Source organism: Pseudomonas sp. PvP100 (assembly GCF_017833055.1).
Lineage (GTDB): Bacteria > Pseudomonadota > Gammaproteobacteria > Pseudomonadales > Pseudomonadaceae > Aquipseudomonas > Aquipseudomonas syringae.
The window spans coordinates 4730755-4749735 of sequence record NZ_JAFIBO010000001.1 but is presented as its reverse complement, the minus strand read 5'-3'; the positions used below and the strand labels follow the sequence as shown (position 1 = coordinate 4749735).

The 18981-nt window shown below is 59.4% G+C and carries 17 protein-coding genes; 8 read left to right on the top strand and 9 right to left on the bottom strand.

Going from position 1 to position 18981, the window contains the following annotated elements:
- Window positions 1–36 precede the first annotated feature (36 nt).
- The 3 genes from JOE39_RS20485 to JOE39_RS20475 all read right to left on the bottom strand — a co-directional run bounded on the left by JOE39_RS20485 (window position 37) and on the right by JOE39_RS20475 (window position 3806).
- Window positions 37–2883 carry a class I adenylate cyclase gene (locus JOE39_RS20485; protein WP_210078338.1) on the bottom strand — a complete coding sequence of 949 codons (2847 nt, stop codon included), beginning with the start codon at window positions 2881–2883 and terminating at the stop codon, window positions 37–39.
- Window positions 2884–3065: 182 nt separating this feature from the next.
- Window positions 3066–3314 (bottom strand): TIGR02647 family protein, encoded by a 249-nt coding sequence (locus JOE39_RS20480; protein ID WP_003344490.1) that lies wholly within the window; start codon window positions 3312–3314, stop codon window positions 3066–3068.
- Between the two features lie 216 nt (window positions 3315–3530).
- A complete protein-coding gene (locus JOE39_RS20475) occupies window positions 3531–3806 on the bottom strand; it encodes a hypothetical protein (RefSeq protein ID WP_003344493.1) in 276 nt (91 codons plus the stop codon).
- A 188-nt stretch (window positions 3807–3994) separates the two neighbouring features.
- Between JOE39_RS20475 and JOE39_RS20470 the strand changes: the two genes are divergently transcribed.
- Window positions 3995–4660 (top strand): glutathione S-transferase, encoded by a 666-nt coding sequence (locus tag JOE39_RS20470; RefSeq protein ID WP_004412267.1) that lies wholly within the window; start codon window positions 3995–3997, stop codon window positions 4658–4660.
- A 42-nt stretch (window positions 4661–4702) separates the two neighbouring features.
- Here the strand turns inward: JOE39_RS20470 and gltP are convergent, their stop codons facing one another.
- From gltP to JOE39_RS20450, 4 genes are all read right to left on the bottom strand, one after another.
- Window positions 4703–6034, bottom strand: a complete 1332-nt coding sequence (gltP, locus tag JOE39_RS20465; RefSeq protein ID WP_003344498.1) for a glutamate/aspartate:proton symporter GltP — start codon at window positions 6032–6034, stop codon at window positions 4703–4705.
- 454 nt (window positions 6035–6488) lie between these two features.
- Entirely contained in the window at window positions 6489–7394 is a 906-nt protein-coding gene (rimK, locus tag JOE39_RS20460; RefSeq protein ID WP_003318100.1) for a 30S ribosomal protein S6--L-glutamate ligase, read from the bottom strand.
- Window positions 7391–7834 carry an ATP-dependent zinc protease gene (locus JOE39_RS20455; RefSeq protein WP_170855945.1) on the bottom strand — a complete coding sequence of 148 codons (444 nt, stop codon included), beginning with the start codon at window positions 7832–7834 and terminating at the stop codon, window positions 7391–7393. The genes rimK and JOE39_RS20455 overlap by 4 nt, the downstream gene beginning before the upstream one ends.
- 49 nt (window positions 7835–7883) lie before the next feature.
- Window positions 7884–8666, bottom strand: coding sequence for an EAL domain-containing protein (locus tag JOE39_RS20450; protein ID WP_003318102.1), 783 nt, complete (start codon window positions 8664–8666; stop codon window positions 7884–7886).
- A 167-nt stretch (window positions 8667–8833) separates the two neighbouring features.
- On the opposite strand from JOE39_RS20450, the gene JOE39_RS20445 reads away from it, so the two are divergent.
- The 4 genes from JOE39_RS20445 (at window position 8834) to JOE39_RS20430 (ending at window position 12673) form a co-directional block, all read left to right on the top strand.
- The gene (locus JOE39_RS20445) at window positions 8834–9241 is read left to right on the top strand and encodes a S4 domain-containing protein (RefSeq protein WP_003344502.1); all 408 of its coding nucleotides are present in this window, start codon (window positions 8834–8836) and stop codon (window positions 9239–9241) included.
- A 176-nt stretch (window positions 9242–9417) separates the two neighbouring features.
- On the top strand, window positions 9418–10320 hold the full coding sequence (hslO, locus tag JOE39_RS20440) for an Hsp33 family molecular chaperone HslO (RefSeq protein ID WP_003318104.1): 903 nt from the start codon (window positions 9418–9420) through the stop codon (window positions 10318–10320).
- A 179-nt stretch (window positions 10321–10499) separates the two neighbouring features.
- Window positions 10500–12044 carry a phosphoenolpyruvate carboxykinase gene (locus JOE39_RS20435; protein WP_046266620.1) on the top strand — a complete coding sequence of 515 codons (1545 nt, stop codon included), beginning with the start codon at window positions 10500–10502 and terminating at the stop codon, window positions 12042–12044.
- A gap of 128 nt (window positions 12045–12172) precedes the next feature.
- Window positions 12173–12673: a GNAT family N-acetyltransferase gene (locus JOE39_RS20430; protein WP_195765702.1), complete on the top strand. Its 501-nt coding sequence runs from the start codon at window positions 12173–12175 to the stop codon at window positions 12671–12673.
- Between the two features lie 140 nt (window positions 12674–12813).
- Here JOE39_RS20430 and JOE39_RS20425 read toward each other — a convergent pair whose 3' ends face one another.
- Window positions 12814–13527 carry a cupin domain-containing protein gene (locus JOE39_RS20425; protein ID WP_010408443.1) on the bottom strand — a complete coding sequence of 238 codons (714 nt, stop codon included), beginning with the start codon at window positions 13525–13527 and terminating at the stop codon, window positions 12814–12816.
- A gap of 298 nt (window positions 13528–13825) precedes the next feature.
- A complete protein-coding gene (locus JOE39_RS20420) occupies window positions 13826–14683 on the bottom strand; it encodes a GNAT family N-acetyltransferase (protein WP_210078339.1) in 858 nt (285 codons plus the stop codon).
- A gap of 534 nt (window positions 14684–15217) precedes the next feature.
- On the opposite strand from JOE39_RS20420, the gene JOE39_RS20415 reads away from it, so the two are divergent.
- From JOE39_RS20415 to JOE39_RS20405, 3 genes are all read left to right on the top strand, one after another.
- Window positions 15218–15886 (top strand): haloacid dehalogenase type II, encoded by a 669-nt coding sequence (locus JOE39_RS20415; protein WP_003344523.1) that lies wholly within the window; start codon window positions 15218–15220, stop codon window positions 15884–15886.
- A 66-nt stretch (window positions 15887–15952) separates the two neighbouring features.
- Complete coding sequence (locus tag JOE39_RS20410; RefSeq protein ID WP_024663736.1) at window positions 15953–17227, top strand: FAD-binding oxidoreductase; 1275 nt, start codon at window positions 15953–15955, stop codon at window positions 17225–17227.
- A gap of 93 nt (window positions 17228–17320) precedes the next feature.
- The gene (locus tag JOE39_RS20405) at window positions 17321–18958 is read left to right on the top strand and encodes an ABC transporter substrate-binding protein (protein WP_003318111.1); all 1638 of its coding nucleotides are present in this window, start codon (window positions 17321–17323) and stop codon (window positions 18956–18958) included.
- Window positions 18959–18981 lie beyond the last annotated feature (23 nt).

Here is an 18981-nt window from a genome sequence, read left to right as displayed (position 1 = left end):
CGTCCCTCAGAACACCTACCGTGCCAATGCTGAACGTCAGGCCTGATCCATCGCCTCGTTCAGCAGCTTCTCCAGTTCGGCCTTGTGGCGCAGGAAGAGGATGCTTTGTCCGTGCTTGCCGTCGAGCAGCCCGGAGAGGTCCAGGTCGGTGATGTAACAGCGGTAGCGCTGAAGCTCCAGGCGTTTGCCGAGGATTTGTTGCGCGACGGCGGCGTACAGTCGATCGCCGTATTCCAGCTCGGAAAACTCGCTGTTGTCGCAGTACAGGGTAGCGTTCAGTTGCCCTGGCGAGGTTTCTTCAATGATTGCCTGCACATCGTAAAACGCCTTGTCCGCGGCAGTCGGCGCTGGTCGATGTTCAACACGTCGGGCAGGCCCTGCGCCGGAGGGCAGCATCTGATAGTAGAGGGCTTCCAGCGTAACCGGCGCGGACGGATCATCCAGCGGCAATGAAGCGCCCCGGCGATAAACCAGCGCGTGAAGAAAGCGCTGCAGCGGCACCAGCAGGCTTTGCTCATCGTGATAAGGCAGACGCTGGTGCCAGAGCGAATTGTGCTCGTCAAGCACGTACAGGTCAGCATCCGGCTCGTTGACCCGGTAGAACACCTGAATGCATTCCGGCTGACCAAGCGGCAGGATCAGGGCCAGATCGTGGTCATCGAGTGCCTGCGGGTCCAGGTGTAGCGGGCTGTACGACGACAGCTGTTCACCCAGATACTTGAACAGGCCGGGCAGGCTGTTGATCACCACATGACCGATCTGCCCCGGCTTCATCTCTAACACGTGATACTGCTGCTGCACCTGAATCAGGTAACGGTGATTGAGCCGCCTTTCAAGTAACAAACGTGCCGTGCCGATCAGTTCTTCAACACGCTGAGCAATGGCGGGCGCACGGTTATGGCAGAAGCAACGCACGTGAATCTGCGGCTGTTTACCGCTCTGCGGCAGGCTGCCGAGCAGTTCGCTCATGCAATCGAGCAGGGCGTGCGGGCCGTCGTAGCGGCTGACCAGTGTTTCGTTCCAGGTATTGAGGGTGATCTGGTCCAGCGTCAGCACCAGATTTTCCCGGACACCCGCATAACTGAGCGAGTCGGTGCGTTCGGTGGTCATCAGAATATTGAGGTCGCGGTGATGCCTGAGCGGATCGACGCCGACATTGATCAACAGCAGTATCTCGCTGGGCGTGCTGGGCATCAGTAACGCCTCATCGCTGACCTCGGGCAGTGGCAGTTGAATGCTCTGCTGCAAGGCGCCCATCAGATTGAACAGTTCGAACTCGCTCAGGTGACTGGCGCCGGGGTGCAATGCCACGCGGGTAGTGCTGTCGATCACGGTATTGCGGTGGCACCAGGTCAACAGCTCAAGCAATTCACGGCTGCGTTTGAGTGGTGAGAAGTTCGGCAACTCGTGAATGCCCAGATTGCCGTTATACAAGGCCCACTGGTGCTTGCCGGGCTCGCGCTTGTCGGGAGAGTGCACCAGCGTCAGCGTATCTTCGGCAAGGTCAGGGGCGATGCCAGGGTTGATGAACTCGACCTTGCCCGCCTTGCGTTCAAAAGCCGCATACAGGCGCCGACCCAGAATGGTCAGGTCGCGGGCATTGAGGGCATCGGCAGTGCTTTGCGTTTTGGCGAATCGGCTCTGAAAGCGATAGCTGTAATTCAGCTCGTTGACCAGTGAGCGGCGCTCGCCGGCCACCTGGCGGACTTTCCACTGACTGCGACTGTCGAGCAACGCCAATTGTCGCTCGTCCCACCCCCACTCCGTGGTCAGGCGCTCCAGCAGCTGGCGCTGCCAGCCGGCGTTGCGCAGGCGGGTCGATCCGGTGAGCTTCTTGTTGACCTTCAGGTACAGGCTACGCCGCACCAGCTCCAGGCGCTCCGGCTCGTTGCGCGCCTGCAGATGCTCCTCGATACGCCGGTACACGACCACGTAAGGGTCCAGTTCATCCGGGTCCAGCTGATTGGCGAACACCGCTTGTTTGAAGCGCAGGCTCAGGCACTGCACGCGAGGATGCTCGCTGGAATAGACCTCGATCAACAGCAGCTTGAGCACAGACTTGTAGGGCGACTCGATGCCTTTGAACAACTGCCACAATCCGGCACCGATGAACTCGGCCGGGGGAATGTGCGACATCGGGCCGAGGTCGAGCACCTCGCTGGCGCGAATGAAGCGCTTGCTGAGCAGGGTGTGGGTGTAATCATCGTAATTCTGCTCTTCATAGACCGGCACCAGCCACCACATCGGGGTGCGCCCGGCGAGCCAGATCGCGGTGCGATAAAACTCGTCGAGCAACAGGTAATGCTGGGTAGTCCCGCAATCGTCCGAGCTGAGCTGCGAATCGCGCTCGCCGCTCTTGAAACGCTGTGGGTCGATCAGAAAGAAATGCGCCTCTGCGCCCATCGTCGCAGCCCAGGCTTCAAGTGCCTGGCACTTCTTGCGCAGTTCGGCGATGGCCTCCGGTTCCAGCTCGCTGTCGTGGCAGACCCAGACATCCATGTCGCTTTGTTCAGCCTGAGCCAGCGTGCCGAGGCTGCCCATCAGAAACAGGCCATGAATCGGCTGGGGCGGGTTGCCATGCCGGGCCTTGTAGGAAAAGGAGCGCGTCAGCCGCTGCGCCTCGGCCAGGGCCAGCGTGTCCGGTTCGTAATGCGAAACGCCGGCAGGCGTGCTGCCGGAAACATAACCGGGCAACAGCGGATGGTTGACGTGAAAGAACAGCGGCAGCAGGGTCAAAACGCTCTGCTGGCGGGTCGACATACCTTCCAGCGCACGCGCGTACCGCCCGTCATTGAGCGACAGGAAACGGTTACGCAGCTGGCTGAGAACCTTGCGGTCGATGCCCTCATCCAGGTCGGGGCGAATTTCAGGATTACGCGTCATCGCAACTCAAGGCATCTGGCCTGTGCCGGCGTGGAATTACCGAGCAAGATGGCGGAGAAGGTTTGCAGCCGAGAGAAGCGGATTCGGTCGGATGGTTATTCTGGCGCCAACGTCCTGTATCGACTGGCGCTCGGATAAGTGAAGGGCCTGCCACGCTTTTTTGTGCGCAGGCCCTGCTACATTCAGGCGGCTTGCCTGGAGACGTTGAGGATGGTCAGCAATGATTGGGCATGCTGGGCGGCCTCGAGCCCGAGGCTGGTCAGGTAGCCGCCATCGACCTGGGTCGTCAGTCCTTTATCGAAGAGTCTTTGTGCTGCTGCGACGGCGGTGGGCGCCGCTACATGGTGGACTTTGAGGCCTTCCTGGGTGTTTCCCAGATTGAACAGTGCAAGAATTTCCAGTTCGGCAACCAACTCAGGGGTATACGACATAGGTACTCCAGACTTTTTGTAGTAGTACGACCTCGCCGGCTGGCGGGTGTGCTCTGGAATCGACGTGTCCGATCTGCGCTCGTCGGTTCTGGATGACCGTTAAAGCCGGTTTGGCGTGTGGCCCCGGAGGATCAAGCGGCAGCGGGGCATTTGCAGTGTAGTCAGCGTCTGAAGTGTTTGCAGCATATATCTTGCTGTCACGCTCTGACCGCAGGATCATTTTTCCGGCGGCAGGTCAGGCAGGGCGCGCAGCGCGGCTTCATACCATTGTGTGTCGAACGGACGGTCCTGCTCCAGCAGGGCATCGATCTCGATAGCCAGCACATGGGCCATCATTTCAAGAATATCTTCACGCTCATAGTTCACCAGGGTCAGCATGTTGAAGACCGCTCTGGCTGCGGGCGGATTACCGGCTTCGATCTGGTTCTCGATGGCTTCGATCAGGGTCGAGGCAGCAAAGTCTTCTTCGTCATTATCGATGTCGTCGGTCATGGTCACTCCTCAGGTAAGGCGGGCAGTCTACCCGGAATCCTGCAATCGGGCAGTCCTGCGCGCCCGAATGGTCATGTGTAGGACGCTTCCTAAAACTGCCGGGAAATGACCCAAGTCACTGAAAGATAGAGTCAGCCCGGTAGCGTGCAGCCCGTCAATTACCAGGATGGAGGCTGAGGAGGCCGACGATGCTGACGCTTTATGGATTCGCCGCAAGCAACTACTTCAACATGGTCAAGCTGGCGCTGCTGGAGAAGCAACTGCCCTTTCAGGTGGTGCCGCTGTTTGGCTGTCAGAGCCCCGAGGTGCTGGCCGTCAGCGCCCGCGGGAAGGTGCCGGTACTCGGAACGGCGGAAGGCTTCATCAGTGAGACCGACGTGATTCTGCGCTATATAGAGGACACCTCACCGGACCGGCCACTGCTGCCCGCCAGCGCTTTCGCACGCGCTCAGGTATGGACCATCGCCAAGGAAATCGAGCTGTACATCGAGCTGCCGGCGCGCATGTGTTATGCGGAGGTGATCTTTGGTGGCAGACCGACGCCGCCCGACCTCAAGGCCAAGGCGCGTCGCGATCTGATCAAAGGGTTCGCCGCCCTGGCCCAGCGCGGCCTGTTTGCACCCTACGTCGCTGGCGAGCATTTCACCGTTGCCGATATCTACTTTCTGTACAGCGTCGATCTGGCGCAACAGGTCGGCGAGCGATTGTTCGGGCTGGACCTGCTGGAGGACATGCCCGCTGCCCGAGCCCTGCAGGAGCAACTGGCCTTGAGCCCGAACGTTCAGCAAGTAGCGGCTGACAGAGAGGCCGACTGGCCGGCATTCATGGCTCGCGTGCAGCGGGCAGACCGCTGAGACAGCTCGTTCCTCACGCCCACGCATGAGGAACGATGGGCGTTACTCTGCAGTAGGCTGGCGCAGTGGCACGGGCTCTTTGCTACGCCAGTGCGGCAGGGATTCCCAGTAGCGCTCGCCCTTGGCATCGTCGTACATGCCTTCCCAGCGCGAGATGACCAGCACTGCCAGCGCATTGCCGATAACGTTCAAGGCGGTACGCGCCATGTCCATGATGCGGTCGACACCGGCGATGAATGCCAGGCCTTCCAGAGGAATACCGGCGCTGCCCAGGGTCGCCAGCAGCACGACGAAGGAAACGCCCGGTACGCCTGCGATGCCTTTGGAGGTGACCATCAGGGTCAGTACCAGCATCAATTGCGCGCCAATCGACAGGTCGATGCCGTACAACTGAGCGATGAAGATCGCTGCGATGCTCTGATAGAGCGTCGAGCCGTCAAGGTTGAACGAGTAGCCCGTAGGCACCACGAAGCTGCAGATCGCCTTTGGCGCGCCATAGGCTTCCATCTTCTGGATCACGCGCGGCAGCACGGTTTCGGAGCTGGCTGTGGAGTAGGACAGAATCAGCTCGTCCTTGAAGATGCGCATCAGCCTGATGACCGAAAAGCCGAATGCACGAGCGATCAGCCCCAGCACCACAAAGGCGAAGAAGGCGATGGCCACGTACACCAGAATCACCAGCTTGGCGAGCGGCAGCAGGGAGGCGAAGCCGAAATTGGCGACAGTCACGGCAATCAGCGCAAACACGCCGATCGGCGCGTAGTTCATGATCATGTGAGTGACCTTGAACATGGTCTCCGAGACTCCCTGAAACAGTTTCACCAGCGGCTCACGGACCTCGGCCTGCAGGCTGGAAAGCCCAAGACCGAACAACACTGAAAAGAAGATGATCGGCAGCATCTCGCCACGCGCCATGGCAGCGAAGATGTTGGACGGGATCAGGTTGAGAATGGTCGCGATAAACGCATGATCGTGCTGAACTTCAGCAGTCGTCTGCTGATACTTGGAGATATCGACAGTGCCCAGTGTACTCATGTCGATGCCGGTGCCCGGATGGAACACATTGGCCAGCACCAGGCCCACCAGAATCGCGATAGTGGTCACGACTTCGAAATAGAGAATGGTCTTGAGACCGATACGCCCCAGTTTCTTGGCATCACCCACGCCGGCGATACCGACGATCAGCGAGGCGACAACGATAGGGATAACGATCATCTTGATCAGACGAATGAAGATATCGCCTGCGGGCTGCAGGATGTTAGTGATCCACCAGGCCTTTTCTGCACTGAAATGATTGAGTAGCGCCCCCACAGCGATACCCAGTACCAGTCCGATCAGAATCTGCCAGGCCAGACTCAGCTTTGCCTTCTTCATATTATTACCCTTGTTCAAAGTGGCTTGGGCAAATCCAAAACCCGTGCGCCGAGCGTGCTTTTTCACAGCAGTTTCGAGGCAGGAGCTCCCTTTGGAAATGTCCCGAGAAGGTCACCGCAGACGAGCATCCCAGCTCTGTAGCAGGCGAAAAAAGTCGCAACTATTCCCATGGCGCGCGTATACGTCTAATGCCGTAAACGACTACCTCATGCATGATCGGCATACAAATACGCGAGAAATGTGTTGATTTATGCCGCGCAGGAGGAGGGCTATTCGGCGCGAAGCTGGCTATTACGTCGCCTTAAGCTGAACAGAGGGATGCGGGATTAAAGACGGGATACGGCGGCGAGGACTCGACTGGCAAGCCTGTTTACCTGATGTACGGTAGCTGAATGCACAGGCCGGCGTCCGCAGACATGGCGCCGGCGTGTGCAATCGAAACGGGGGCGGGCAGTCAGCCTTTACCTTTGGTACGGGTCATATGCGGGCCGCTGTTTTTCTCGAGGTACTCGATGATCATCCCGGCCACGTCCTTGCTGGTGGTCACTTCAATGCCTTCCAGGCCAGGCGAGGAGTTGACCTCCATCACCAGAGGGCCGTGGTTGGAACGCAGGATATCCACACCCGCCACGCTCAGCCCCATGACCTTGGCTGCACGCAGCGCAGTCATGCGCTCTTCAGGGGTGATCTTGATCAGGCTGGCGCTGCCGCCGCGGTGCAGGTTGGAGCGGAACTCGCCAGGCTTGGCCTGGCGCTTCATCGAGGCAATGACCTTGTCACCGACCACAAAGCAGCGGATGTCGGCGCCGCCCGCTTCCTTGATGTATTCCTGAACCATGATGTCCTGCTTGAGGCCCATGAAGGCTTCGATCACCGATTCGGCCGCTGTGGCCGTTTCGCACAGCACCACGCCGATCCCCTGAGTGCCTTCGAGCACCTTGATGACCAGCGGCGCGCCGTTGACCATCTGGATCAGGTCGGGAATATCGTCGGGCGAGTGAGCGAAACCGGTAACGGGCAAGCCGATCCCCCGGCGTGACAGGAGTTGCAACGAGCGCAGCTTGTCCCGCGAACGGGCAATGGCGACCGATTCATTGAGCGGAAACACGCCCATCATTTCAAACTGACGCAACACCGCACAGCCATAGAAAGTCACCGAAGCACCGATGCGCGGGATCACCGCATCGAAGCCCTCCAGAGGTTTGCCGCGGTAGTGAATCTGCGGCTTATGGCTGGCGATGTTCATATAGGCGCGCAGGGTGTCGATCACCACCATCTCATGGCCACGCTCAATGCCAGCTTCGACCAGACGACGGGTGGAATACAAACGCGGATTACGCGAAAGCACAGCGATCTTCATGCAACACCTGAGGAAGTAGAGGCCGGGAACACCGGCTTGTCTTGTACGTAAGTTATGCCCGGATTGACCACCAGATGGCCGTCGATCAGAGCTTTGGAACCGAGCAGCAGTCGATAACGCATCGACTTGCGGCAAGCCAGTGTGAATTCCACCGGCCAGATACGATCACCCAGGGCCAGTGTGGTGCGAATGACATAACGCACCTGCGCCTGACCGTTGGAGCTTTTAATGGTTTTCATGGCAACCAGTTGCGCTTCGCAGCGACGATGCCGCAACTGAACCACAGTGCCCAGATGCGCGTTAAAGCGCACCCATTTCTGGCCATTGCGTTCAAAAGGCTCGATTTCCGTGGCATGCAGGCTCGACGTGCTTGCACCGGTATCGATTTTTGCCCGCAGGCCTGCCACGCCCAGATCGGGAAGCGCCACCCACTCGCGCAGGCCGATAACTGTCAGATGATCGAATGTCTTCAATGCAATTCCGTACTGTTCAAGACTTCTGCCAGGCCTCGGGTGCTACCTGAGCCAGGGCTTTGAATGCAGGTTTGGCGAACAAATAGCCTTGCATCAGGGATATGCCGCAGTCAGCCAGAAAATCCCGCTCTTCAATGTGTTCGATGCCTTCGGCGATGAGTTTAATCCCCAAGTCCGTACACATTGTGACAACGCCACGAACAATGGCCTGACGTGCGCGATCACGATGAATGTCGCGAACCAGGTGCATGTCGAGTTTTATCAGATCGGGCTGGAAATCAGCCAGCAGCGTCAGGCCGGAGTAGCCGGCACCGAAATCGTCGATGGCGGTCATGAAACCGAACTCTCGGTATTCGCGCAGGATGTTGCTCAAATGGCCGTTGTTGCAGACATGTTCGCTTTCAATGGTTTCGAAAATCAACCGCTCGATGGGAAAGTCATGAAGCTTGGCCGCTTCCAGCGTGCTGCGGATACACAGCTCGGGACGATACACGGCATTTGGCAAAAAATTGATCGATAAACGTTCGGTCATGCCCAGTCTCGCAGCGCCGGCGATGGCTGTGGTCCGGCAGGTCTGATCGAACCGATAGCGGTTCTGGTCGGTGACCTGGTTCAGTACCGACATCGCGCCTTCACCATTCGGGCCCCGGACCAGCGCCTCATGGGCAAAGATCGACTGGTCATGCAGGTTGACGATGGGTTGATAGGCATAATCAAACGAAAAGCCCAGTTCCGGACTGCCGGTGCAGCCCTCACACCCCTTTTTGGGGGAGGTCAACGAAGTTGGAAAATCTGTCACATCGCACTCCATGTGAGGTCAGGGCCATAAAATGATGAATAGCGGATTTTGACAAGCAAGGATCGGTTACTTCATGTTCTTGACAGCTATAGATCAGCAACTGCAGACCGCCAGGTTTCCTGATTAGCCGGATAACGTTCAGACTGCCACACGCATGAGGAATTCAAATGGCACAAAAGATGGAAGAAGACGATAAGGTCCGCCTGGATAAATGGCTGTGGGCCGCGCGCTTTTTCAAAACTCGCGCGCTGGCCAAAGCGGCTATCGAAAGCGGAAAGGTGCACTGTCGCGGCGAACGTTGCAAGCCCGGCAAAGAGCCTCGTATCGGCGACGAGTTTCAGATTCGCATGGGTTTCGACGACCGCACCGTAGTCGTCGAGGCTCTGTCCATCGTTCGCCGTGGCGCGCCGGAGGCACAGACGCTGTATCACGAGACACCCGAGAGCATCGCCAGGCGCGAGCATGCTGCCGCTCAGCGCAAGGCCGGCAACCTGGGTGTGACCACCGACGGAAAGCCGACCAAGAAGCAACGCCGGGAGCTTTTCGGCTTCCGCGCCAGCCAGAACAACGACTGAAACACGGCACCGGGCAGCTCCGGCTATCAGTCCGACGTGCCATCCAGCTTGGAAGCGCACCGCATAGCTCCTAAAATGCGGTCAATCCGCATGGCCCACGGCGCTTTCGAGTGCCGGACGGTGCTTCCTCAGCCGCGTGCCATCCATTGTCATTACTTCAGATACCTTTCCTACCTATGCATGATTTCCCGAACATCGATTTCACCCAGCGCTTCATCTTCGACGAAAGCGACGTTCGCGGAGAACTGGTCGCCTTGGAGCGCAGCTACGCCGAAGTGCTCGCCAAGCATCCCTACCCGGAGCCGGTCGCGCAGTTGCTTGGCGAACTGATGGCGGCTGCCGCGCTGCTCGTCGGCACCCTCAAATTCGACGGCCTGTTGATCCTCCAGGCACGCTCCAGCGGCGCAGTGCCGTTGCTGATGGTCGAGTGCTCCAGCGAGCGTGAACTGCGTGGCATTGCCCGTTATGACGAGGCATTGGTCACAGCAGGCGCAGGTCTGCAGGACCTGATGCCCGATGGCTCGCTGGCATTGACCATCGACCCGAACAAGGGCAAGCGCTATCAGGGCATCGTTGCCCTCGACGGCGTCGACCTGTCGGAAAGCCTCTCCAACTATTTCGTGATGTCCGAACAGCTCGGCACGCGTTTCTGGCTCAAGGCCGACGGTCACCGCGCCCGTGGTCTGTTGCTGCAACAGCTGCCCATCGCACAGATCACCGATCCGGAAGAACGCGACGCCAGCTGGGAGCACGTCATCACCCTGGCCAACACCCTTACGGCCGAGGAAATGCTCGGGCTGGACAACCAGACCATCCTGCATCGCCTGTATCACGAAGACCCGGTTCGCCTGTTCGACGAACAGCCCATCTGCTTTCGCTGCAGTTGCTCGCGTGAGCGCTCGGCCAATGCGCTGGCCAGCCTTGGGCTGGAGGACGCGCAGCAATTGGTTATCGAGCACAACGGCACGATCGAGATCGATTGCCAGTTCTGCAACGAACGCTATCTGTTCGATGCCACTGACGTCGCGCAGCTGTTTGCTGGCGGCGGTGTCGATTCGCCATCTGACACGCGCCATTAATCATCGCGTAAAGGGCCTCAGAAAACGGTGTGGGCCCCTGTAATGCTGTTCTGACAGGAGGGTCCTACCATTTCCGGGCATTTCTGGCATAATCCGGCCCACTTTTACGCTGTAGTAGTGGTTGTTTTTTTACTACAAAACCGTTTGGAGCACTCGGCCACAGGCCGACGGGGAACCTCATGACGCAAACCAACAACGCTGTGTACACCGATCTGAGCACCGACGAACTGGTCAAGGAAGCCCTTGCCCGCAAAGAAGGCGTACTGTCCGATACTGGCGCACTGGTTGTGGAGACAGGCCATCGCACTGGCCGTTCGCCGGTCGATCGTTTCATCGTTGAAGAGCCGAGCACTCAGGACGCCATCGCCTGGGGCCCGATCAACCGCAAGTTCCCGGTGGATAAATTCAACGCTCTGTGGGACCTTGTCGGCGCGTACCTCGCCGAGCGCGAGCGCTTCGTTTCCCATGTTCATGTAGGCTCCGACCCTGCGCACTACCTGCCGGTCAAGATGACCACCGAGACTGCGTGGCACAATCTGTTCGGCCGTTGCCTGTTCATCAACCCTGAACAGTACAACCCGGCTGGCAAGGACGAGTGGGAAATCCAGAACGCGCCATGGTTCGTCTGCGACCCTGAGCGTGACGGCACCAACTCCGACGGCACCGTCATCATCAACTTCAAAGCCCGCAAGGTGCTGATCGCAGGCATGCGTTATGCCGGCGAAATGAAGAAAGCCATGTTCTCGGTGCAGAACTTCCTGCTCCCGGCGTCCGACGTTCTGCCGATGCACTGCGCGGCCAACATGGGCGAAGAGGGCGATGTCACCCTGTTCTTCGGCCTGTCCGGCACCGGCAAGACCACCCTGTCCGCTGATGAAAGCCGTTACCTGATCGGTGACGACGAACACGGCTGGGGCGAGGGCGTGGTGTTCAACATCGAAGGCGGTTGCTATGCCAAGTGCATCGATCTGTCCGAGAAGAACGAGCCGGTCATCTGGAAAGCCATCCAGCACGGCGCCGTACTGGAAAACGTCGTACTCGACCCGGTTACCAAAAAAGCCGACTACGCCGACAGCAGCCTGACCCAGAACAGCCGCGCCGCCTACCCGCGCGAACTGATCGAAAAACGCGCACCGAAGAACCTCGGTGGCGAGCCGAACGCCGTTATCTTCCTGACCTGCGACCTGACCGGCGTACTGCCGCCTGTGTCGATCCTCAGCGAAGAACAGGCCGCCTACCACTTCCTGTCGGGTTACACCGCACTGGTCGGCTCGACTGAAATGGGTTCGGGTTCGGGCATCAAGTCCACCTTCTCCACCTGCTTCGGCGCACCGTTCTTCCCGCGTCCGGCTGGCGAATACGCAGAACTGCTGATCAAGCGCATCCGCGGCTTCAAATCCAAGGTCTACCTGGTCAACACCGGCTGGACCGGCGGTGGCTACGGCGTCGGCAAGCGCTTCAACATCCCGACCACCCGTGGCGTGATCGCAGCGATCCAGAGCGGCGCACTGATCGGTGCCGAAACCGAACACCTCGACACCATCAACCTCGACGTACCGAAGTCAGTACCCGGCGTCGATACCGGCCTGCTCAACCCACGCAACACCTGGGCTGACAAAGCTGCCTACGACGAAGCGGCAAAAGCACTGGCTGGCCTGTTCGTGGAGAACTTCAAGAAGTTCGACGTGAGCGACGCCATCAAGGCTGCGGGTCCGAAGTTGTAATTAAACATCTTCAGGGTCACACGCCCGTGTGACCCTCGAAAATGCTCAAGCAAACGCCTCGACTTGTCGGGGCGTTTGCTTGTCTGGAATACTGATTTCCACTGAGGACGATGACCAGGAGGTGTGTTGTGGGCGTAAACGGGATTCAGATACGGCGTTTCGTGCCGAGCGACGAGTCAGGTGTATCGGCGATGATCCTGCCGATCCAGCGTGAAGAGTTCGGTATTCCCATCACCGCCGAAGATCAGCCTGACCTGAAAGCGATCCCGGCGTTTTACCAGACCGGCACAGGGGATTTCTGGGTCGCGGTACAAGACGATCAGATCATCGGCAGCATCGGTCTCAGGGACATCGGCGCAGGCCAGGCAGCACTGCGCAAGATGTTTGTCGCCGCCCCGTTTCGCGGCCGGGAATTCTCCGTTGCAGCCAGACTGCTCGAGCGCCTGATCGCGGAATCAACTCGCAAGGGCGTCAGCGAAGTATTCCTGGGCACGACCGACAAGTTTCACGCTGCGCATCGCTTCTATGAAAAGCACGGCTTTAGAGAGATCACGAAGGAGGACCTGCCTGCGAGCTTTCCGTTGATCGCGGTGGACAGCAAGTTCTATGTGCTGGGCCTGAAAGAATAATGTAGCGGGCGAGAAGCATCACCAGTGTTTGGGTGCTTCTGCCGGTTTCGTTGTATTCATCCACATAGCTTTTTCCCATCGCTCCATTCCAAGCTCCCTGCTGAATAGAGTCGTCGGGCGAAGCAGCACGTCGTTCTACTTCACGTCACCGCATAAAACTTGCGCACATACGCAGTGCTGGTCCATTTGCAGGGCGCGCCTTGGGCGACGAATACGGTATCGCCGGTGTTCACGGTCAGGCTCGGGCCGTTTTCCAGACTCAGCTCGACGCTGCCTTCGATCAGGTTCATCAGTTCATGGATCTTGTGCGGCCGCGAGATGCGTTCGTAGGGCGTCGAGTCCCACACGCCGATACGCAGGGTGCTGGCGGTGTCTTCGAAGAGGTTGTTGCTGCGGCATTGTGGCAGCGCGCTGATCATGATCGCCGGGTCTGGCGGTGAAGACGGCGTGAGCATGGCCAGGCGATCGAGCGCGGTGATGCCGGGTTTGTCTGGCCCGCTGGCCTGGGTGGACGCGCAGAACGCCCAGAGGCTGTCCGGTTGCGCGTCGATACGTACTTGAGTGCCGCGACCGATCACGGCACTTTCACCGGTCTTGATGGTGAGGCTCTCGGTGCCGGAGGTCAGGGTGACGGACCCCCGATGCATCACCAGCATTTCGGTGTAGGGGTAGGCTGCCACTGACAGTGACGTGCCGAAGTGCACGAGGCCGGCCGCAATGCCCTGATCATCGATGAACGCTGTGCGACGCTCATTATCGAACGAGTCATGCGCATCGATGGGGCCAGTGGTGAATTCGGTGTCGACCGGGCTGAGGTCAGCGCGGGCCAATAGCAAAACAGTGGGTTGGGGCATCGGGTCGGGCTCCTGAAGTTGAAGCGTTGATGATCGTTCCCACGCTCCGGACTCAGCGTTATACACAAATCCGCTTTTGCTTCTGGCCGGAGGCCGTAGGAGCGAACTTGTTCGCGAAAGGGCCGGTATGATCGCCTGCCTTCGCGAACAAGTTCGCTCCTACGCCCTGCGGGCCGAAGCCTGAAAAGCACGTATTCGGGGCTCTCCAGGACTTATGTATAACGATGAGCGCTCTGCGTGGTAATGCATTTCGTGACGCTCTGCGAGAGCACTGGCACGATGAGGTGCTTACGGGCGATCAGCCGATCGCCTGGGTAATCAGCGCAAACTGGCGCACGCCCTGAGTGGCTTGCGGGACTGCGCCCATGCTCATGCAGGTCACGCTGTCGACGCGCTTGAGGCCGGCTTCCTCCAGCCAGTCAGCCAGGCCGCTGTCGGTCGGGATGTCGATACGTACGAAGGCATAAGGCACGCGGGCCAGCAGCTCTCCAATCATGTGCCTGGCCTGGTCAACGCTCTGGGCAACAACAGGGCCGATGCACAGGCCACGACCGAACGGGCGCAGCAGGGCAAAGGCCTGCAACTGGCCGTCGCGCTCAATGCCGACAGCGTGTTCAAGGTTGTTCAGCACATCGCCCAGCGTCACCGAGCGGTCCATACCCGAACCGGCGTTGGCCAGTTCCAGCACACGAGGGTGGTCAGCCTCGCTCAGCCCCCGGCAACGTTCCTGTGCCTTCAGTTCGGTGGTGTCGGGCGGTTGCGCCTGCCCCTGACGCTGCTGGATCTCGCCAAAGCTGACGAACCCCATCTTCGCGTAGAGCGGCGCACCTGCCAGCGTGGCGTTGAGGACCGCCGTGCGCGGCGCGACGCTGCCGACGGCCAACTCCATCAGCTTGCGACCAATGCCCTTGCCCTGGTAATCGTCACTGACGATCACCAGGCCGATGGTGGAAAACTCGCCCTGATGACAGGCAAAGGCACTGCCGATCAAACGCCCATTGTGTACCGCGACAAAGCCTTGGGCGACACGCTGCAGCATGGCCCAGTCCTCAAGTCGATGCGGCCACTTCAGGGCGATGGATAACTCATGAGCGTTGCCGACATCGGCTGCGGTCATGGGGCGAAATTCAAAGTCGAGGCGTTGCTGAGCGAGCATGACGTGTCTCCGTCCAGAAGGATGCACAGGCAATAAAAGGATGCGCCAGGCTTGCTGTATCCCATCTGCTGCAGGCGGTGACAAGAGGGCTGCGCGCATTCGGCAGATTCCACGAAGTGCCGTTCGCCAGACCACAGTTACTGCTTAAATCGACCGGGCCTCCGGCAGCAAATGCTTAGGTTTTTTACCCCGCGTTCAGGCTCTTTATATAGCTGCCGGCATTTGTCACTCGCCAACCACCGACGCGGCGCAGTTTCTGCGGCGCAAACCCGCGTGTTTGAGCCCGAGCGCCCTGAAAAGGGTCATAAAAGCGCCGAAAACAGGGCTCTGCCCAAGGCTGGAGCGCCCCGCAAAGTCTGCTGAGCGCGCACCTCAAAACGGTGGTTTCTATCAAGCAGCCATCACTTTTAACGCCATATGCTGATTTCACGGTGTTGTAATGAGGTTGTGCTGCAGCGTGCATCACCGCCCCTGGATATCAGGCCGGATTGCTCGTCATGCCATGACCTCAACGAACTTTCAGGACCGCACACAATGAGCTTTCTTCGACCAAAATTCATTACGTTCGACTGCTACGGCACGTTGACCAATTTCCATATGGGCACCATGACGCGCGAGCTGTTTGCCGACCGCGTTCCGGCTGAACAGATGGATCAGTTCGTCAGGGATTTTTCGGCGTATCGTCTGGATCAGGTCATGGGTGACTGGATGCCATACGACGAAATCCTGAAAGTCGCACTGGCGCGCACCTGCAAGCGCTGGAACGTTGAATACCGCGAAGAAGGCCAGCTGTATTACGACGCCGTACCAACCTGGGGCCCACACGCCGATGTGCCCGCCGGTCTGGCGAAAATCGCCGACAAGATCCCGCTGGTGATTTACTCCAACGCCAGCGACAGCCAGATCATGTCCAACGTCGAAAAGCTCGGTGCACCGTTTCACAAGGTGTTCACCGCTGACCAGGCCAAGGTCTACAAGCCGCGTCTGGCAGCCTTCGAGTTCATGCTCGACAACCTGGGTTGCGGTCCGGAAGACATCTTGCATGTGTCCTCGAGCTTCCGTTATGACCTGTTCTCGGCCCACGACATGAAAATCAAAAACAAGGCGTTTGTGGCTCGCGGTCATGAACAGCCCGCCAACAGCTTTTACGAATACCACCAGATCCCGGATATCGGCGGACTGGCCGGGCTGGTCGGCCTCTAGGCTGGGCAACCCGCGCAAAACCGGCATTTTTCAAGGTGCTCTTCGATGAGTGACAAGGGGAACGATATGCGCAGTGAGTCTTACTGGCTCGATACGGCTCCAGACTTTACCGGCGCGCAGGACGGCGCAGTGGAGGGGCAGGCTGACGTGGTGGTGGTCGGTGGCGGTTTCACCGGCCTTGCGGCGGCGCGTGCATTGGCCTTGAAAGGTGCCAGCGTGGTGGTTCTGGAAGCAGGCCGGGTGATCGGCGAAGCGTCGGGCCGCAATGGTGGACAGTGCAATACCGGCGTGGCCCAGGACTACGCGTCGTTGAGCGCAACCCTGGGTGCCGATCAGGCACGCGAGTATTACAAGGCTTATGAAAGCGCGGTGCAGAGCGTCGTGACCGTAATCGAGGAGGAAAACATCGCCTGCGACATCAAGCGTAACGGCAAGCTCAAGCTGGCGGCCAAGCCAGGGCATTACGAAGGACTGGCGCGCACCTGCGAGCTGATCCGCCGCGAAGTCGATGCTGACGTCGAGCTGCTATCGGCTCAGGACGTGCGCGCCGAAATCGATTCGAACGAGTTTCACGGTGGCCTGCTGCAGCGCAACGGCATACAGATGCATGTCGGACGTTTCGGTCTGGGTCTCGCCGATGCGGCCGTGCGCCATGGCGCAAGGGTGTATCAGAACGCGACGGTAAAAGACTGGAAAGCCAACCGTGGCGGCTTTGTGGTCAACACCTCGAAAGGCTCGATCCAGGCCGGCCAGCTGATGTTGGCGACCGGTGCCTGCCAGCATGGCGGACTGGGCTGGTATCGCCGGCGCATCGTGCCGGTCGGCAGCTTCGTCATCGTCACTGAAGTATTGCCGCAAGCGCTGATCGACCAACTGTTCCCCCACCAGCGCGCTTACGTGACCAGCCGTTTGATCGGCAACTATTTCCGCCTCACACCGGACAACCGCCTGCTGTTCGGCGGACGCGCACGCTTCGCCATGTCCAACAGCAGCTCAGACGCCAAAAGCGGCAAGGTGTTGCAGGCGGCCATGGTGCAGATGTTTCCGCAACTGGCACACGTCAAGGTCGACTACTGCTGGGGCGGGCTGGTGGACATGACCTCCGACCGTTTGCCGCGTGCAGGCGAACACAACGGGGTCTTCTATTCGATGGGTTACAGCGGTCACGGTGTGCAGATGTCGGTGCACATGGGGCGGATGATGGCCGAAGTCATGGAAGGCAAGGCACAGGCCAATCCCTGGAAAGACCTGAGCTGGCCAGCCATTCCCGGCCATTTCGGCAAACCATGGTTTCTGCCGCTGGTAGGCGCTTATTACCGCTATCAGGACAGCCGCCACTGAGTGTTCGTCTGACCGTCATCGTGTGTGCTTGAAGGACGCTCCGGCCAACCGTGAGCAATTCGGAATTTTCCCTTTTCGACAGGTAGAACTGATATGGCTGATAAAAAAACCGACTCCGCGTTGATCACAGGCCAAGACAGCCTGCGGGTTTTCGAAGGTCTCAATCGTGGCCTGTCACGGCGCGATGCGTTGCGCATGCTGGGTGTTGCAGGCGTAGTTGCGGCGGGCTCCACCAGCCTGTTCGGCGCGGCCGGCAAGGTCTTTGCCGACGACGCGGATGCCCCTGTCAAAGGCAAACCGGGCGGCCGCATTCGGGTTGCCGGCATGTCCAGTTCTACCGCCGATACGCTGGACCCGGCCAAGGGCGCGCTGTCCACCGACTACGTGCGTCATTTCATGTTCTACAACGGCCTGACGCGTTTCGACAGCCATCTGGTGCCGCACATGGAACTGGCCGAGAAGATCGAAAGCGACAACGCGACGGTCTGGACCGTGACCCTGCGCCAGGGCGTGACCTTCCACAATGGCAAGGCGCTGACCGCTGGTGACGTGGTGTTCTCCCTGTCGCGCCACAAGGATCCGGCCACCGGTTCGAAAGTCATGCCACTGATGGCGCAGTTTTCCGAGATCAAGGCCACCGGCCCGCTGGAAGTGCAGATCACCCTCAGCTCGCCAAACGCCGAGCTGCCGTCGATCCTCGCGGTCTCGCACCTGCTGATCGTGCCTGAAGGCACCACCGACTTCAGCAAAGGCATCGGCACCGGGCCGTTCACCGTCAAGGAATTTAACCCTGGCGTGCGCTCGGTCAGTGCGCGCAACCCCAACTACTGGAAGCCGGGCCTGCCGTACCTGGACGAGATCGAATTCATCGCCATCGCCGACGAGCCATCGCGGGTCAACGCGCTGCTCTCCGGCGACGTACACATGATCAACGAGGTCAATCCGCGCTCGACCACACGCATTGCCGCCAGCGCCAAACACCGGGTGGTCGATGCCCCGTCCGGCAACTATACCGACCTGATCATTCGTCAGGACCAGATGCCCGGCAAGAGTCCGGAATTCACCGAGGCCATGAAGTACCTGCTGGACCGTGAGCAGGTCAAATCAGCGGTGTTCCGTGGCTATGCTCGCGTCGGTAACGACCATCCGATCTCGCCAGGCTCGCGCTACTTCAACGCTGACCTGCCACAGCGCGCCTACGACCCGGAAAAAGCCAAATTCCTGCTCAAGAAAGCCGGCATGGAAAGTATCACCATGGCCGTGGCGGCGTCGCCTGCTGCGACCGGTTCGGTGGACATTGCCGTGCTGCTGCAACAGTCCGCCAAGCAGGCCGGTCTGACCCTCAACGTCAACCGTCTGCCAAGCGACGGCTACTGGTCCAACCACTGGATGAAGCATCCGCTGAGCTTCGGCAACATCAACCCGCGCCCGAACGCCGACGTGATCTTCTCGCAATTCTTCCAGTCCACAGCGCCGTGGAACGAATCCGGCTGGAAAAACGACCAGTTCGATCAGTTGCTGGTGCTGGCCCGTGGCGAAACCGACGACGCCAAGCGCGGCAAAATGTATGGCGACATGCAGGCTCTGGTCAGCCAGAACTGCGGCGTCGGCATCCCTGTGTTCATCAGCAACATCGACGGTGTGGACAAGCGTGTCCAGGGCTACTCCAGCAACCCGCTGGGCGGCTTCATGGGCTACATGTTCAGCGAGCAGGTGTGGCTGGACGCGTAATAGCAACGCTGAACCGAGCAGGA

What these genes read in the sequence shown, in the direction of transcription:
- JOE39_RS20485 (WP_210078338.1), bottom strand. Translation starts at nt 2,883, where the DNA reads ATGACGCGTAATCCTGAAATTCGCCCCGACCTGGATGAGGGCATCGAC.
- JOE39_RS20480 (WP_003344490.1), bottom strand. Translation starts at nt 3,314, where the DNA reads ATGTCGTATACCCCTGAGTTGGTTGCCGAACTGGAAATTCTTGCACTG.
- JOE39_RS20475 (WP_003344493.1), bottom strand. Translation starts at nt 3,806, where the DNA reads ATGACCGACGACATCGATAATGACGAAGAAGACTTTGCTGCCTCGACC.
- JOE39_RS20470 (WP_004412267.1), top strand. Translation starts at nt 3,995, where the DNA reads ATGCTGACGCTTTATGGATTCGCCGCAAGCAACTACTTCAACATGGTC.
- gltP (WP_003344498.1), bottom strand. Translation starts at nt 6,034, where the DNA reads ATGAAGAAGGCAAAGCTGAGTCTGGCCTGGCAGATTCTGATCGGACTG.
- rimK (WP_003318100.1), bottom strand. Translation starts at nt 7,394, where the DNA reads ATGAAGATCGCTGTGCTTTCGCGTAATCCGCGTTTGTATTCCACCCGT.
- JOE39_RS20445 (WP_003344502.1), top strand. Translation starts at nt 8,834, where the DNA reads ATGGCACAAAAGATGGAAGAAGACGATAAGGTCCGCCTGGATAAATGG.
- hslO (WP_003318104.1), top strand. Translation starts at nt 9,418, where the DNA reads ATGCATGATTTCCCGAACATCGATTTCACCCAGCGCTTCATCTTCGAC.
- JOE39_RS20435 (WP_046266620.1), top strand. Translation starts at nt 10,500, where the DNA reads ATGACGCAAACCAACAACGCTGTGTACACCGATCTGAGCACCGACGAA.
- JOE39_RS20425 (WP_010408443.1), bottom strand. Translation starts at nt 13,527, where the DNA reads ATGCCCCAACCCACTGTTTTGCTATTGGCCCGCGCTGACCTCAGCCCG.
- JOE39_RS20420 (WP_210078339.1), bottom strand. Translation starts at nt 14,683, where the DNA reads ATGCTCGCTCAGCAACGCCTCGACTTTGAATTTCGCCCCATGACCGCA.
- JOE39_RS20415 (WP_003344523.1), top strand. Translation starts at nt 15,218, where the DNA reads ATGAGCTTTCTTCGACCAAAATTCATTACGTTCGACTGCTACGGCACG.
- JOE39_RS20410 (WP_024663736.1), top strand. Translation starts at nt 15,953, where the DNA reads ATGCGCAGTGAGTCTTACTGGCTCGATACGGCTCCAGACTTTACCGGC.
- JOE39_RS20405 (WP_003318111.1), top strand. Translation starts at nt 17,321, where the DNA reads ATGGCTGATAAAAAAACCGACTCCGCGTTGATCACAGGCCAAGACAGC.